The 15,557-nt window shown below is 66.5% G+C and carries 13 protein-coding genes and 1 pseudogene; 3 read left to right on the top strand and 11 right to left on the bottom strand.

Features of this window, described 5'->3' with window-relative positions; all coding sequences use genetic code 11:
- Positions 1 to 15 precede the first annotated feature (15 nt).
- From AC1RMY_RS25080 to AC1RMY_RS25120, 9 genes are all read right to left on the bottom strand, one after another.
- Positions 16 to 990, bottom strand: a complete 975-nt coding sequence (locus AC1RMY_RS25080; protein ID WP_492869249.1) for an ABC transporter permease — start codon at positions 988 to 990, stop codon at positions 16 to 18.
- A complete protein-coding gene (locus AC1RMY_RS25085) occupies positions 987 to 1,940 on the bottom strand; it encodes an ABC transporter permease (protein ID WP_492869251.1) in 954 nt (317 codons plus the stop codon). Before AC1RMY_RS25085 ends, AC1RMY_RS25080 begins: the two co-directional genes overlap by 4 nt.
- Entirely contained in the window at positions 1,933 to 3,480 is a 1,548-nt protein-coding gene (locus AC1RMY_RS25090; RefSeq protein ID WP_492869270.1) for a sugar ABC transporter ATP-binding protein, read from the bottom strand. Before AC1RMY_RS25090 ends, AC1RMY_RS25085 begins: the two co-directional genes overlap by 8 nt.
- A gap of 8 nt (positions 3,481 to 3,488) precedes the next feature.
- A complete protein-coding gene (locus AC1RMY_RS25095) occupies positions 3,489 to 4,883 on the bottom strand; it encodes an FAD-linked oxidase C-terminal domain-containing protein (RefSeq protein ID WP_492869253.1) in 1,395 nt (464 codons plus the stop codon).
- 77 nt (positions 4,884 to 4,960) lie between these two features.
- A complete protein-coding gene (locus AC1RMY_RS25100) occupies positions 4,961 to 5,848 on the bottom strand; it encodes an intradiol ring-cleavage dioxygenase (protein WP_492869255.1) in 888 nt (295 codons plus the stop codon).
- Entirely contained in the window at positions 5,835 to 6,764 is a 930-nt protein-coding gene (locus AC1RMY_RS25105) for an NAD(P)-dependent oxidoreductase (protein ID WP_492869256.1), read from the bottom strand. The genes AC1RMY_RS25100 and AC1RMY_RS25105 overlap by 14 nt, the downstream gene beginning before the upstream one ends.
- Before the next feature lie 10 nt (positions 6,765 to 6,774).
- Positions 6,775 to 8,142: an amidohydrolase family protein gene (locus tag AC1RMY_RS25110; protein WP_492869271.1), complete on the bottom strand. Its 1,368-nt coding sequence runs from the start codon at positions 8,140 to 8,142 to the stop codon at positions 6,775 to 6,777.
- Positions 8,139 to 9,224 (bottom strand): maleylacetate reductase, encoded by a 1,086-nt coding sequence (locus tag AC1RMY_RS25115; protein WP_492869258.1) that lies wholly within the window; start codon positions 9,222 to 9,224, stop codon positions 8,139 to 8,141. The genes AC1RMY_RS25110 and AC1RMY_RS25115 overlap by 4 nt, the downstream gene beginning before the upstream one ends.
- An 85-nt stretch (positions 9,225 to 9,309) precedes the next feature.
- Complete coding sequence (locus tag AC1RMY_RS25120; protein WP_492869259.1) at positions 9,310 to 9,669, bottom strand: Dabb family protein; 360 nt, start codon at positions 9,667 to 9,669, stop codon at positions 9,310 to 9,312.
- A gap of 110 nt (positions 9,670 to 9,779) precedes the next feature.
- Between AC1RMY_RS25120 and AC1RMY_RS25125 the strand changes: the two genes are divergently transcribed.
- Positions 9,780 to 10,703, top strand: a complete 924-nt coding sequence (locus AC1RMY_RS25125) for a LysR family transcriptional regulator (protein ID WP_492869260.1) — start codon at positions 9,780 to 9,782, stop codon at positions 10,701 to 10,703.
- 703 nt (positions 10,704 to 11,406) lie between these two features.
- The gene (locus AC1RMY_RS25130) at positions 11,407 to 13,257 is read left to right on the top strand and encodes an ABC transporter ATP-binding protein (protein WP_492869262.1); all 1,851 of its coding nucleotides are present in this window, start codon (positions 11,407 to 11,409) and stop codon (positions 13,255 to 13,257) included.
- 135 nt (positions 13,258 to 13,392) lie between these two features.
- On the opposite strand, the pseudogene AC1RMY_RS25135 reads toward AC1RMY_RS25130, so the two are convergent.
- Positions 13,393 to 13,623 (bottom strand): annotated as a pseudogene (locus tag AC1RMY_RS25135) (site-specific integrase); the annotation flags it as partial.
- A gap of 236 nt (positions 13,624 to 13,859) precedes the next feature.
- On the opposite strand from AC1RMY_RS25135, the gene AC1RMY_RS25140 reads away from it, so the two are divergent.
- The gene (locus tag AC1RMY_RS25140) at positions 13,860 to 14,318 is read left to right on the top strand and encodes a RidA family protein (RefSeq protein WP_492869264.1); all 459 of its coding nucleotides are present in this window, start codon (positions 13,860 to 13,862) and stop codon (positions 14,316 to 14,318) included.
- Here the strand turns inward: AC1RMY_RS25140 and AC1RMY_RS25145 are convergent.
- Positions 14,293 to 15,261: a LysR family transcriptional regulator gene (locus tag AC1RMY_RS25145; RefSeq protein WP_492869266.1), complete on the bottom strand. Its 969-nt coding sequence runs from the start codon at positions 15,259 to 15,261 to the stop codon at positions 14,293 to 14,295. The two genes, AC1RMY_RS25140 and AC1RMY_RS25145, sit on opposite strands and share 26 nt — an antisense overlap.
- Between the last annotated feature and the right edge of the window lie 296 nt (positions 15,262 to 15,557).

Below are 15,557 nucleotides of genomic sequence, written 5' to 3' on the forward strand. Positions count from 1 at the left end.
TTGGCAGGTAACAAGTCAGGTTCGGCGGCGGCCGTACATGTCGAGCCAGACCGCCAGAACGACGATCACGCCCGTGACCAGCGGTTGCCAGTTCGCGTTCACAGCGAGCAGGTTCATGCCGTTCAGGACGAGCGTCAGGATGAGGGCGCCGACGAAGGTGCCGAACACCGTGCCGACACCGCCGAAGAGCGAGGTCCCGCCGATCAGCACCGCCGCGATCGCCGGCAGCGTCATGGCTTCGCCGATGTCGCCCTCCGCCGAATTGAGGCGGGCGAGAAAGATCAGCGAGGCGATGCCGGCCATGGCGCCCGACACGGTGTAGACGAGGATCAGGCGCCGATCGACCGGAATGCCGGAGAGCCGCGCCGCCACCGGATTGGCGCCGGTCGCGTAGATCTGCTGCCCCCAGACGGTGCGCTGGGCGAAGACCATGCCTGCCACGAGGAAGGCGATCATCAGGTAGACCGGGATCGGAATGCCGAGGAAATAGCCGCTGCCGATCTGGCGGAAGCCCGGCGGGAAGCCGTGGATGGTCTCGCCGGCCATGTAGTAATAGGTCACGCCATGCAGCACCCAGAGCATGCCATAGGTGGCGATGAAGGACGGTATGCGGAGCTTGGCGACCATCAGCCCGTTGGCGAAACCGATGAGGCTGCCCACGCCGAGGCCCGCCAGCATGCCGAGCGCCGGCGAATCCGTGCCCTTGATCACCGTCGCCGCCAGGCAGGCTGACAGCCCGATATTGGCGCCGACCGAGAGGTCGAGCCCGCCGGTCAGGATCACCAGGGTCAGCCCCGAGGCGAGGAAGAACAGTAGGCTCGCCTGGCGCAGGACATTCAGGCTGTTGCCCAGGTTGAGGAAGGACTCGGTCAGCAGCGACAGCGCCAGGCACATCAGCCCGGCCGCCAGCAGGCGGTAGAGCACCTGAACGACGTCCCCCGAGAGGTGAAGGCGGGCGGCGGGTGCCGCGACGTTCTGGGTCGAGCTCATGGCTTGCGGCTCCGCATTCCATCGATGAAGAGGGCGAAGATGACGAGCGCGCCGATGCAGGCGACCTGCACCGAGGACGGCACCGCCATCAGGTTGAGGCCGTTGCGCAGCACGCCGACCGTGACGACACCGAGCAACGTGCCGAAGACCCAGCCATTGCCCCGCTCGAAGGAGGTGCCGCCGAGCGCGACCGCCGCGATGGCGTCGAACTCCATGCCGATCGCCGCCGTCGGGTGGCCGGCATTCATGCGCGCCGTCATGAGCAGCGCGGCGAAGCCCGCCATCGCGCCGCCGAGCGCATAGACCGCGACCAGGATGCGCGGCCAGCGCACGCCGGCCAGCGTCAGCGCATCGCGATTGCCGCCGAGCGCGAAGACATAGACCCCGAAGCGCGTGTGGTAGAGCAAGCCGTGGAAGGCCAAATAGGCCGTCGCGCCGAGAAGGATTGGTATCGGAAGCCCCAGCACCTCGCCGGAGTAAATCTCGCGCACATGTCGCGGAATACCGACAACGCTCTGGCCGTCGCTGACGATCAACGCGAGGCCCTGGGCGGCGCCAAGCGTGCCGAGCGTGGCGACGAAAGGCGGGATTCCCAGGTTGGCGACGAGGGCGCCGTTGAGCACGCCGAAGGCCCCGCCCACCAGCAACGCGGCTCCCAATCCCAGCAGCAGCGAACCCGTCGACACCGTCGTCATGGCCAGGGCGATGGAGCAGAGGGTGAGCACCGCCCCCATCGAGAGGTCGATACCCTCGGTCATGATGATCAGGGTCATCGGCAGGGCAAGCAGCAGCAGGATCGTCGATTGCACGAGGACGTTCGACAGGTTCGCCCCGCTGGCGAAGCCCGAGGCAGCCACGGCGAAGAACGCGAGCATAGCCACGAGCGTGATCGCGACGCCGGGAACGCGCGCGAGCTGCGCGCGGCCGGGGGAAAGTGTCAGCTCAGCCATGATGCATCCCCATCCTGACGATGTTCTCTTCCGAGAGTTCGTTGCGCCCGAGTTCGCCGACGACGGTTCCGTCTCGCATCACGTAGGCCCGGTCGCAGACGTGGACGATCTCGGCCTGTTCGGAGGAGATCATCAGGACGGCCGCGCCTTGCGCGACGAGCTGGTCGATGAGCGCGAAGATCTCGGACTTGGCCCCGACGTCGATGCCGCGCGTCGGCTCGTCGAAGATGAACAGCCTAGCCTCGGCCGCCAGCCACTTGCCGATCACGACCTTTTGCTGGTTGCCGCCAGACAGCACGCCGACGGTCTGGTTCGGCGACGGGGTGGCGATGCGCAGGCGCTGGATAAGTTCCTCGGCGGAACGTTTGGCACGCCCCGGCGCGAACAGGCCTTTCGGGAACAGTCGGTCCAGCCCGGCCACCACGAGGTTGTCGCTGACTGTGCGGATCAGGGCGAGCCCCTCCGTCTTGCGGCTCTCGGGGATGAGCGCGATGCCCTCCTTTGCCGCGACGTCCGGCCCGCCCTTGCGGGCCTTCCCGCATACGCGGATCTCGCCGGCGGTGATCGCGTCTGCGCCGAAGATCGCGCGGGCGACCTCCGTACGGCCCGACCCGACGAGGCCGCACAGGCCCACGATCTCTCCCGCCCGGACGGTGAGGTTGACGTCCCTGATGCCGGCGACCGAGGAAAGGCCGGCGACCTCGAGCATCACCGGCCCGGGCGCCTGCGAGAAATTGCGCGGGTAGCTCATGTCGACGTTGCGGCCGACCATCATCCGAACGAGCTCGTCCGGCGTGGTCTCCCCGGGGATCGCATGGCCGACGTTGCGACCGTCGCGCAGGACGGTGATCCGGTCGCCGAGCGCGAAGACCTCGGCCATGCGATGCGAGATGTAGACGATCGCCACGCCCTGCGACTGGAGCTGGCGCATCATCGCGAACAGCCTCTCGGTCTCGCGGTCGGATAGGGCAGCGGTCGGCTCGTCCATGACCAGGATCCGCGCGTCCTGCGACAGCGCCTTGGCGATCTCGACCATCTGCTGCTGGGCGACGCCGAGGGTATGCACGGGCGTCTTCGGATCGATGTCGAAGCCGATCCAGTCCAAGACGCGCTTGGCCTCGCGGTAGGTCCGCGAGCGATCGATCAGCCCCGGCAGCCTTCCCTTGAACTCGCGTCCCAGGAAGATGTTCTGGGCGATGTCGAGGTAGGGGACGAGCGAGAACTCCTGGAAGATCACCGCGATGCCGAACTTCCGTGCATCGGCGGGCGACGCGATCGCGACCTCCCGGCCGTTATGGAAGTAGGAGCCCGCATCGGCCTGGTAGGCGCCGCACAGCACCTTCATCAGCGTCGATTTTCCGGCGCCGTTCTCGCCGAGCAGCATGTGGATCTCTCCGGACCGCACCGCGAACGACACGTCGTCGAGCGCCTTCACACCCGGGAATTGCTTGGAGACCCCTCGCAATTCCAACAGCGGAGGCGCGACGTTTTCCGTGGCCGGGGCCGATTCCGTCGCGACGGCGCGCAGGCCGACCTTCATTGCGACGCTCATCGGCCGCCCCCCAGCCGGAAGATCTTCCCCGGGTTCATGACGTTACGCGGGTCCACCGCCCGCTTGATCGCCCTCATGACCTCAATCGCGTCGCCGAGCTCCCGTTCGAGGAAATCCATCTTCCCCACGCCTACGCCATGCTCGCCGGTGCAGGTGCCATCGAATGCGATCGCACGCTCGACCAGTCTTGCGTGGAATGCCTTCGCACGGCCCAGCTCCTCCGGATTGGCGGGATCGATGAGGATCAGCAGGTGGAAGTTGCCGTCCCCGACATGGCCGACGACCGGCGCGACGAGGCCGCTCGCCGCGCCGTCCTCGGCGGTCAGCGTCAGGCACTCCGCGAGCCGCGAGATCGGCACGCAAACGTCCGTGACCATCGCCTTGGCGCCCGGGCGCAGGCCAAGCCCGGCATAGAGGGTGTTGTCGCGCGCCAGCCAGAGCCGCGAGCGCTCCTCCGGCGAGGTCGCCCAGGCGAAGTCGTGCCCGCCGAAATCCGCCGCGATCGCCTGCGCCGTCTCGGCCTGCTCCGCGACGCTGGCCTTGCTGCCGTGGAACTCGAAGAACAGCGTCGGCTCGTTGCGATAGGCGAGCTTCGCATAAGCGTTGACGCCCTGCATCATCACAGCGTCGAGCAGCTCGACGCGCGCCACCGGCTCGCCGGCCTGGATAACGCCGATCGCCGTATCGATCGCGGATTTGAGGTCGGGGAAGGCACATACGGCCGCCGAGATCGCCTCCGGCTGCGGATGCAGCTTCAGCGTCACCTCGGTGATCACGCCGAGCGTGCCCTCGGCGCCAACGAAGAGCCGTGTCAGATCGTAGCCGGCCGCCGATTTACGAGCGCGGCTGGCGGTGCGGATGATGCGCCCGTCGGCGAGCACGACTTCCAGCGACAGCACATTGTCCTTCATCGTGCCGTAGCGCACCGCCATGGTGCCGGACGCCCGCGTCGAGGCCATGCCGCCGATCGAGGCGTCCGCCCCGGGATCGATCGGGAAGAACAGGCCGGTGTCGCGAAGCTGCGCATTGAGCTGCTTGCGGGTGATGCCGGGCTGTACCCGGACATCCATATCGTCGGCATTGATGGCGACGATGCCGTTCATCCGCGCCATGTCGAGGCAGACGCCGCCCTTGACGGCCGCCGCATTGCCTTCGAGCGAGGTGCCGGCTCCAAAAGCGACGAGCGGCACGCCGGTCGCAGCACAGAGCTTGACGATCCGGCTGACCTCCTGGGCCGTCTCGGGGAAGACGACCACATCCGGCGGCAGCGCAGCGTGATAGGCCTCGCTGCGGCCGTGGCCTTCCAGCACGCCGGGCGCGCGCGTCGCACGCTCCCCGACCATGCCGGCGAGGCTCGCCATCAACCCGTCGACGCTCACATGAGCCGTCATCGCCTTGTCCTCCCAGAACTGATGATCCTCGGGCCGGTAAACCCGACCTCATGGGCCTTTTCGGCCGATTAGGTGGCTCAAGCCGCGCGCGACGCCTTGTCGGAGCCGGGCTTCAGGCCGAAGTCGTAGTGAAGCGACGCATAGGGTCGATCGATTTCCTTGCCGTCCGGCGCCGTGCCCGCAGGCTGCTGCGGGAAGTCGCGGATCAGCGAATCCTTGACGCCGAAGACCACATCGGAATCGAGATACGGGTCCCCGGCGACGAAGACGTGCGTGACGAGGCACTCGTGGTCGGGTGCATCGATCATGAAGTGCACATGCGCGGGCCGCCACGGGTGCCGCCCCTGCGCCTCGAGCATCTTCCCCACAGGGCCGTCATGCGGGATCGGGTACGCCGCCGGCCGGATCGTCCAGAAGTGGAACCTCCCCTCCGCGTCGGTGCGGAAGCGCGCCCGCATGGCGAGGCCGCCCAGGTCGTCCAATTGCTGGACGTCGTAGTAGCCGTCGTCGTCGGAATGCCAGACATCGACGACCGCCCCGACGAGGGGGTGGCCGTCCGCTCCACTGACCGAACCAGAGACGAACAGCGGCTCGCCCTTCATCCCCGGCGAGATGTCGGCGCCCAGCGGGCGTTCGGGCGTCTCCTGCACGTAGAAGGGGCCGAGCACGGTGGTCTCGGTGGCTCCGTCTGGCAAACGATGGTTGATCGCGTCGACCAGCATCGAGACGCCGAGCGTATCCGAGAGCAGGATGAACTCCTGACGCTTGTCGTCGCAGATATGGCCGGTGGCCGTCAGGAAGGCGATGCCTTGCTCCCACTCCTCCTGGGTCGGCTCGACCTCGCGGACGAAGGCGTGGAGATGCCGCACGAGCGCCTCGCTGATCTGCCGGATGCGGGCATCGGGCGCGTTGCGGACGCGATCAAGGACGGCGTCCGTGATCGTGAATTCGTTAAAGTTCCTCATCGCGTCCTCCCTCGTCGTTTTTTTCTTCTGGTTCATCCAGGCCGGCCAGCCATTCGCTGAGGCGCACCGTCGAGATGAAGTCGTCGTCGCCCATCCCACGTCCGATCAGCGCGCCATACGTCTCGCGCGTCAGCGCCGCGAGCGGCGTCGCGACGTTGGCGCCGTGCCCGGCGGCGAGGATGAGATCGAGGTCCTTGGCCATCTGGCGGCAGGAAAAGGTCGAGCTGAAATCGCGATCGGCCAGGTGCATAGCCTTGTACTTCACCATTGGCGAGGCGACGGCGCTGTCCGTCAGGACGTCGAGGATGTCCCTCCAGCCGATGTTGCCCTTGCGGGCGAGCACGATGCTCTCGCCCATCATCGCGGCGGACACCGCGATCATCAGGTTGACCGCGAGCTTCGCGTACCGCGCCTCCTCGCCCTCTCCCAGATATTTTTGGGCGCGCGTGAACGCCCGGACCACCGGCAACGCCGCTTCGTGCGCCGAGCGCGGGCCGGACACGAAGCAGGTGAGGTTCCCGGTATGCGCGATCGAGGCGTTGCCCGATACCGGCAGGCGCAGGTAGTCGATGCCGCGCGCTTCGGCCGCCGCCCCCACCTCGGAGGATACCTCCGGGCTCACGGTGCTCGTCTCGACGAGGATCGCGCCGGAGCGCATCCCCTCGAGCAGGCTCGCGGGGCCGAGGGCCACGGCGCGGAGGGCTCGGTCGTCCGGTAGCGAGACGAAGACGATATCGCGCCCGGCGACCGAGGCGAACCCCGACCCGGCCTTCACGCCCCCCGCGACCGCCTCCGAAATGCGGCCCTGATCCCGGTCGTAGCCGGCGATGTCGAAGCCCGCCGCGGCGATCCGGGCCGAAATCGGCAACCCCATCTTGCCGAGACCGATCCACCCGATTGACGCTGCCGGTTTCATCTCGTCCTCCTCACGCCGCCTGCCGGCGGATCTTGAGCTCCTCGACGATACGATGGCCGGACGCCGACAGCGCGGCGAGCTTCGCCTCGAGGCCGGTCGCGTCAAGGCGACCATCGCGCTTGCGGAAGCGCCCCGCGATCATCACCGCCTCGATGTCGCCGCGGCCGACCTGAAAGACCACCGTCGAGATCGGGTCGTGCACGGGCCTCAGATGCAGGGCGCGGGCGTCGATCAGGACCAGGTCAGCCTGCTTGCCCGGGGCGAGCGAGCCCACGCGGGCCTCCATGCCGAGCATCCGGGCGCCCTCGATGGTGACCCAAGCCAGGGCCTCGGCCACCGGGACCGTGGAGGTCGAGGGGATTGCCCCGGTCTCCGAGCGGCTGCGTGCGTTGTCGAGCGCGCGCTGCTGCCCGAGCGCGACGCGACCGGCGGTCAGCATGTCGCCGGCGACGACCGATTCCAGGTCGATCCCCAGCGACGGCGCGGCGCCGAGGGCGCGAAGCCGACCCGTGATCGGGTAGCCATGGCCCTGCGTCATCTCGTTCTCCGCGGCGACGGTGAACGAGGCGCCGAGGCCGACGAGCCTGGCGAGCAGATCATCCGGCAGGTCGTTGCCGTGGACGATGTTGACGCGCGGACCGACGAGTCCCTCCTCGATGAGGACCTCCCAGCCGCCGGGCGACCTGGCCGGCCCGCCGCCCTGATGCATGGAGGCGACCAGGCCGAGGTCGCGCGCCAGCCGGAAGTCGGCGAGCGCGACAGGCAGGGTCGAGTAGTGCGGGCCGAGAATGGCCAAGCCGAGCGTAAGCAGGCCGTCGTCGGAGCCGAAGCGACCGCGCCGAAGGCGCTCGACCTCGGCCACGGGATGCGGGACCTCGGAGAAATGGGGCTGGCCTGGCTTGGCGTCGGGTTTGGGCGAGCCATGGAAGAACGCCCCGCGGATGCCGCTCGCGGCCAGGGCCTCGACCGCGGCGTCGGTGTGGTCCGGCGTCGGGTTGTTGTGGCACCAGTCGACCAGGGTGGTCGTGCCGGCGTCGATCTGCCCGAGCGCACCGACCAGTGTCGCGATGCCCACGTCCTCGGGACGAAAGCAGGTCGCCAAGCCCGCATGGACCCAGCGGAAGTATTCAAGCAGCGTCCAGTCGGCGGCGAGCCCGCGCAAACCCGTCTGCCAGGTATGGAGGTGGGCGTTGACCAGGCCGGGTATCGCGATGCGGCCAGCTGCGTCGACCCGCTCGGCCTCCGGCGCGTCGATCCGCGGGGCGATCTCGGCGATCCTCTCGCCGACGACGAGGATGTCGCCCGTCGGCAGGACGCCCTGTCGATCCATCGTGACGACGGTCGCGCCCGCGATGAGGGTGTGCCGGGTCACGGTCAGGCCGCCTTCGCGGTCGGGGCGGCCACTGGCGGGTCGCCCGCATACGCCCGGGCCAACAGGTCGCGGACGGCGTCGCGCTCGATCGGGCGCGGGTTCCAATACGGCTTCTCGACCGCGATGTCGGCGGCGCGCTCGACGCCGTCGCCTGGCATCCCGATCTCCGACAGCGCCCGTGCCACGCCGAGCCGAGCGACGAGGTCGTAAAGGCCCTGCGCGGCGTCGCTCGCGCCCAGCGCCCGACGGATCGCCGACATGGCTTCCGGCGCCGCCTCCGCATTGTAGGCTAGCGCGTGCGGCAGCACGATCGTGTGGGTCTCCGCGTGGGGAAGGTCGAAGGAGCCGCCGAGCGTATGGCAAAGCTTGTGATGCAGCGCCATGCCGACCGAGCCGAGGCAGTAGCCGCAGAGCCAGGCACCGTAGAGCGCGGCACTCCGAGCCTCGACGTCCCGAGGGTTCGCCACGATCGCGGGCAGCGCCGTCGCGAGCGAACGGATGCCTTCCTCCGCCATCAGCGAGACGATCGGGTTCCTATCCTTTGCGTAGAGCGCCTCTGCGGCGTGGGCGATCGCGTTGACGCCGGACGTGGCGGAAAGCGCGGGCGGCAAGGTCAAGGTGAGGTCGACGTCGTAGATCACTGTCTCCGGAAGGACGTCGAGCGTACGCACCGTCGTCTTCGTGCCCCCCTGCGTCTCTCCGAGGATCGGGGTCATCTCCGAACCCGCATAGGTGGTCGGCACGCAAAGCTGCTTGACGCCGGTCCGAAGCGCCAGAGCCTTGCCAAGGCCGGTCGTGGACCCGCCGCCCAGCGACACCACGAGGTCGGCGCCGCTCGTGGTCAAGACCGCGAGCGCGTCCTCCGTGACATGGGTCGGGGTGTGCATAGTCGCGCCGGAGTAAACGCCGGCGAAGAGCCCACCCAGCATCTCGCCCACGCGTCGCCCCTCGGATTCTTGCTGCGGCGTCGTGAGGACGAGTGCACGCCGTGCGCCGAGCCGCTCGGCCTCGGCGACGAGCTGCGCCAGCGTCCCGCTTCCGAACACCACGCGGACGGGCAACGCATCGTAGACGAAGGAGCCGTTCATGGTTTCATCTCTCCAGTTCTTATAGCGGTCGCGGTCCGCCCTTAGGTCTCGCCGCTCCTGGCTGGCATCGGCGTCCTTGCCGGCCTCACTCCGCCGCGTCGGCGCGGACGGCCGTCGCGCGGGCCTCGTCGGCTTCCTCGACGGTATAGTCGACTTGGTGCCTCGCGATGCGAAGGTCGCCCAGTTCCTGGCGGACCCGGAGATGCTCCGGATGCGTCGCGTAGGATTTAAGATCGGCCATGTTCGCGAACTCCGTCACGAGGACGACGTCGCAGGCGTAGTCGACGTCGCTCTCGTCGACGCCGACCTCGACGTGGTTCAAGCCCTCGATCAGTCCCCGCAGGCCCTCGAAGGCGGTCTTCACCTTGCGGCGGGCCGCCGCGCGTTCTTCGGGGGTCTCTCCACGAAGACGCCACATGACGATGTGCTTGACCGGCCGCGACATGACGTTTCCTCGGAGCGAAGTTGTCTCGTTCTTGTAGAGATTTTTAACTTGCGCATTTCGGAATTGAACGCCTCATTTTGCAACTCTCTATCCCGAATATCGGAAAAATCATGGACCGCCTGACCCAGCTGGAAGTCTTTGTGCGGACGGCCGAAATGAACAGCCTCTCCAAGGCAGCCGAGGCGCTCGGCATGTCCAACACGGCCGCGAGCCGCCACCTTGCCGCGCTTGAGGACAGGCTCGCCGCGAGGCTGATCGAGCGCAATACGCGTCGGCTTTGGCTGACGGAGGCCGGGCAGGAGTTCCTCCAGCGCTGCGGAGCGATCCTGAACGAGCTTGGCGAGGCCGAAGACGCCGTGAGTGAACGCACCCTCTCTCCCAAGGGGCTCCTGCGGGTGACCAGTTCGCTCTCGTTCGCGACGACGTATATCGCGCCCATGCTGCCCGCCTTGCGGGCAGCATATCCGAAGCTCGACGTGCAGATCACGGCGGCAAACCGGTATCTCGACTTCATCGAGGCCGGCATCGACATCGCCATCAGGACTCGGGAGCAGGAGCCGGATTCCAACATCGTCGTCCGAAAGATCGGTCGCACGCGCCGCGTACTCGCCGCCTCGCCCGACTACTTCGCGAAACGCGGCGTCCCCGCTTCGCCGGCCGCGCTGAAGGATCACGACATGCTCGTCTACAACCTGGCCAACGAGCCCTTCTCGCTCCGCCTTCGGCGCGGGACCGTCACGCAAACCGTGCGGATCGGCGGCGCCCTCGACAGCAACGACGGGCAGGTCATCCGCCAGGCCGCCCTGGCGGGGCTCGGCATCCTCATCCAGCCGCTTTACATTGTTCATGGCGACATCCTCGGGGGACGTTTGGTGCCCGTGCTGCGGGACTGGGAACTCCCGGCGCTGACCATGAACATCGCGTTCCAGAACCGCGTGAGGCTGCCCGCCAAGATCCGCGTGTTCTCCGACTTTTTACTCGATTACGTCCGTCGCACGTCCCACCCGGAGATCTGGATCGACCGGGGCGACTGACGCGGGCAGCGCCGTGGCGGACTGGCGTCGAGGCCGAGGCCACGTCCAGTGAAAGCAACCCAGTATTTCCCTCAGGACGATAGACCGCCTCCGCTCGTCTCGATCGTCGCGAGGCGGACGCCTGCCTGCAGAAGCGCCATGTCGATGAAGCGAGCCAACGCTCGTCGGAGCCGCGGGTCAGGAGCGCCGCCGGGAGCAAGTGGCCCGCCGCCGTGGATACTGGGTGCTCGCCGTCCGATGGCCGCACGCGGACCGCGCTGAGATACTCGGTCGGACGCCCGCTTCGGCTCGCCCACACGCAGCTGCCGGTGACCTTCACGCGAAGCAGCCCCACCGTCGACTCCGAAGTTACGTTCGCTCCGTCGCGGTGATACATCAGACAGGCCGAAGGTCAGCGGGCCCCAGCTCCGGCTTCTCGCGGCACTGCCAGTCAGACCGCCCGAAACCAGACCTTGGCAGAGTCTGGAATGGGCCACAATACGTCCACTGCTCGTCAGGGCGAAACGCGCCATAAGCGGAACTTGAGCACCAGCCCGAAAGCGGACGTAGGCAATCGGGCTGGTGGGCTTCTGTCCGGGCACCGCGGTGCGAGCTCGCAAGGATCAACAAGGTACGCGGTTTGAGCTGATTTGATCAGAGAACTCGTGTCTTATGGCGATCGTTCGAGGTTGCCACGGCGGCGACGCTGCAATCATAAGAAGCGATGTTCAAGTTCTTCGATTCACTTGTTGATTCGACAGCATCCGCCCCGGGCGAGCCTCCCAACGGACTCTTATCGTTCTATTGGCACTTCGTGCGCCAGGCGAAGGGCCTGTTCGCTGCGCTGTTCCTGGTCGGCTTTACGCTCGCCGTGATCGAGGCGGTGGTGCCCTACCTGATCGGCCGCCTCGTCTCCGTGCTGTCATCGGTCGCGCGCGAGCAGGTTTTCGACGCTGCTGGCCAGTTGCTTCTGATCATGGCGGCGATTGTGCTCGTGGTCCGGCCGTTCGGCACCATCCTGTTCCGCCTGCTCGTGAACCACTCGATTGCAGTCTCTTTCACGACACTGATCCACTGGCAGAACTACCGGCACGTCGCCCGTCAGCCGCTCGCCTTCTTCCAGGACGACTTCGCCGGACGGCTCGCTAACCGGGTGATGCAGACAGCCCGGCCGCTGCGAGAAAGCATCGTCGCCTTCGTTCGAGCGGTCTGGCAGATACTCGTCTTCGGCGCGACCGCGATCGGCCTTCTCGGCACGCAGGACATTCGCCTGGCGACGCCGATGATCGTCTGGTTCCTGTTCTACGGCGGAATCCTCGCCTACACGCTACCGAAGGTGCGGGACAGATCCCGCGAGACCTCCGATACGCGCTCGGCGATCTCCGGGAAGATCGTCGACACGTTCACCAACATGATGACGATCAAGCTGTTCGGTCGCCGGACCGATGATGACGCCTATATCCGCGATGGTTTCCTTCGCTTCCAGGCCGCCTTCGCACGGCAGCAGCAGCTTAATACCGTCTATGTGTTTTGTCTGATCTGCCTCAACGCGATCTTGCTAGTCACGACGGGTGGCATCGGCGTCTGGCTATTCTCCGAGGGACGCATCGATGCGGGGACGCTGACGACCGCGCTTCTCCTCACCACCCAGATCATCGCCATGTCGGGCTGGGTGGCGTTCGAGATCGCCGGAATTTTCGAGAATGTCGGAATCGTGCAGGAGGGCATGAAAACGATCGCGCAGCCGCTCAGCCAGCTCGACAGGCCGGGTGCGCTTCCGCTCGCGGCCCCGCACGGCGAGATTCGGTTCGAGAATCTGCATTTCCACTACACCACCCCGCACCGCGTAGTGGACGGACTGTCTTTGACCGTTGGCGCTGGTGAAAAGGTCGGCCTCGTTGGGCGCTCGGGCGCGGGCAAGTCGACACTGATCAACTTGTTGCTGCGCTTCTATGAGCCACAATCGGGCCGCATCCTGATCGACGGGCGGGACATCGCTGATGTCACCGAGGAATCGCTTCGCGCCCAAATCTCAGTGGTGGCCCAAGATTCTTCGCTTCTCCATCGCTCAATCGGCGAGAACATCCTTTATGCCCGTCAGCAAGCCGACGAAGGCATGATGCGCGATGCCGCTCGGAAGGCGCAGGCAGATGCCTTCATCGATAAGCTCGTGGACGGTAAGGGACGCAAGGGCTTCGAAGCCTTCGTTGGCGAGCGTGGCGTCAAGCTATCTGGCGGGCAGCGCCAACGCATCGCGATCGCCCGGGTGATCCTGAAGGACGCCCCTATCCTCCTGCTCGACGAGGCGACCTCGTCCCTCGACTCGCAGGTCGAAGCCGCGATACAGGAAGCGCTCTCGGAACTGATGCGTGGCAAGACAGTCATCGCCATCGCCCATCGGCTTTCCACGCTTCAGCTAATGGATCGCCTGGTGGTGATGGACGCCGGCCGCATCGTCGAGCAAGGCACCCATGCGGACCTGCTCGCAATCGGCGGACTATATGCCGATCTCTGGGCGCACCAGTCTGGTGGCTTTATTGTGCCACAGCGCCCTCAGGGTTCCCGGAAGCTGTAAATGTCCCTGCGGCATCGCGTGCGCCAGAGCGGCGGGCTACCTTGGCGGATCGAGCGCCACGCCCGCCTGAGTTAGCCCGCTGGCGCCGTTGCCGATGGTTAAAAATGGCACGGCGGGTAGCCGCCGTGCCATGCGTCATAGGTCCGTTTGCTCCGAAAGGAGAAGCGCGTCGTCAACCTCGATGCCGAGGTAGCGGACAGTGCTTTCCAGCTTCGTATGGCCGAGAAGAAGCTGACAGGCGCGCAAGTTGCCGGTGCGCTTATAGATCAGCGCGACCTTCGTCCGGCGGAGGCTGTGAGTTCCATAGAGCGCAGGATCAAGCCCAATCAGAGCCACCCAACCATCGAGAAGGCGGCCGTACTGGCGGCACCGAGATGCGCCATGAGCTGCCGTTATCTCGGCTCCGGAAACAGGACATTCCGCTCCTAGGCAGAATTGCTCCTCTGGCCCACCATCTGAACATGCGCTCGCGGACATCTGGATCACGGCATTTTCGCGTGACTAGTTCGGCAAGAACGCTGTTTGAAGCGCGCGCCCGATTGCTGCGATCACTTCGTCGACGCCAAGCCGCTCCCAAGCGGCGAACATGCAGGAGACGCAACGTGACGACGCCGAGCGCAGCCATTGAAAAGCAAGCCGCCTATCTGGACGTTCCGTGGGAGGACGGCTACGGCTACGCCCAGGCGATCAAGGTCGGGAACACGATCCGGGTGTCAGGCCAGCTGAGCCACGACGAACAGGGCAAGCTGATCGCGCCTGCCTCGCTAGACGAAAACGGCCGCCCCTCCGACTTCTCGACGATGGAGGCGCAGATGCGCGCCACCTACGCCAATGCGGCCAAGCTGCTGGCGCAGTTCGGGGCCAGTCTCGACAACGTGGTCGAAGAAACCCTCTTCGTGCTGGACGTCGATGCGGCTTTCGCCGTCGCGTCAAAGGTTCGCGGCGAAGCCTACGACGTTGCTCGCCCGAAGGTCGCCAGCAACCTGATCGGCGTATCGCGCCTGGCTTTTCCGGAGCAGATCATCGAGATCACCTTCACCGCGATACTCCCGGAAACCTGAGCGAGCGCCAGAGATGGTCCGGCGCGGCGCCCTGGCCGGAGGCGGCGCCGAGCCGACCCTCGACGAGATCGCGGCTCTGACCGATGGCTTCGGCGCAATGGGTCATGAACGCGTAGACGCGCCCCGACCGGCGAATATCGGGATGGGTCAGGAGCCACAGGTCGTCGTTGAGCACCGGTTCGATCGGGCCAACGCGCTGGAGGTCGGGTGATAGGTCGCCCAGCATGCAAGGCAGGTAGCCCACACCCATGCCTGCGGCGATGGCCGCCGCGGCTCCAGCCACCGAGTCGGTGCGATAGCCGATGGCGTCTTGCGACACGCGCGCTGCGACCAGTTCGGCGGCCTTCAGGCCAGACAGCTTGCCTCCGTAGGACACCCATTGCCAGCCAGGCCCCATGCGACCGGCGGCGGGCTCGGAGCATGTCCCATAGGGCGCCCAGGCGATCATGGAGACCTTCCGCCCGAACAGGTTCTCGGGCGGTCGCTCGGTTGCGCGGATGGCGATGTCGGCCTCGCCGCGAGCTAGGTTCAAGGCGCCGTTGCCGACGTTGACTTCGACCCGGACTGCAGGGTTCCGCGCCTTGAACGAAGCGATCATCGGCGTCAGGAAATAGAGTAGGATCGAGTCGCTGGTCGTGATGCGCAAGTCACCGGCGTGACCCTGCGCGTGGCCGGACACCCGCCGGGCGACACCGACCACGTCCAATTCCACACGCTCGGCCAGGGCCGCCACCTCCTCGCCCTGCGCCGTGGCGATATAGCCAGCCCGGCGGCGGTCGAAGAGCGCGACTCCGAGAACTTCCTCGACCTTAGCCAGTCGACGCGTGATCGTCGTGACGTTGATGCCAAGCATCTGGGCCGCCGCCGCCAGCGCGCCCGTCCGAGCGACGGCTTGGACGACACGAAGGTCATCCCAGGAAAGCTTGCTAATCGGGTCGCTCATGCCGGTTTCGATTCAATTTCGACGTCTGAATGGGCATTGCCCAGGGCCGTATGGTCGAGATGCCTCGGGAAATCACGACCTATTTTGCGAGATCGGTCGGAATGCTCTTGAGAGGAGCGGCGGCGGGTCTTTCGGCATCTCAAAGTGCGGCCTGTACTTGAGCGCTCCCCAGTCTGCTTGATTGCATAGCGCCACAAGCTGACTCTCGGCACTTGCCCAAAAGATGACGTATCGCGGTGGCTGCGCGCGATCTGGGAGCGGGAGTGCGCGGCCCTTCACATACGGTGCCGGAGAGG

This window comes from Allobosea sp. GW822-FHT03F07 (assembly GCF_058801345.1).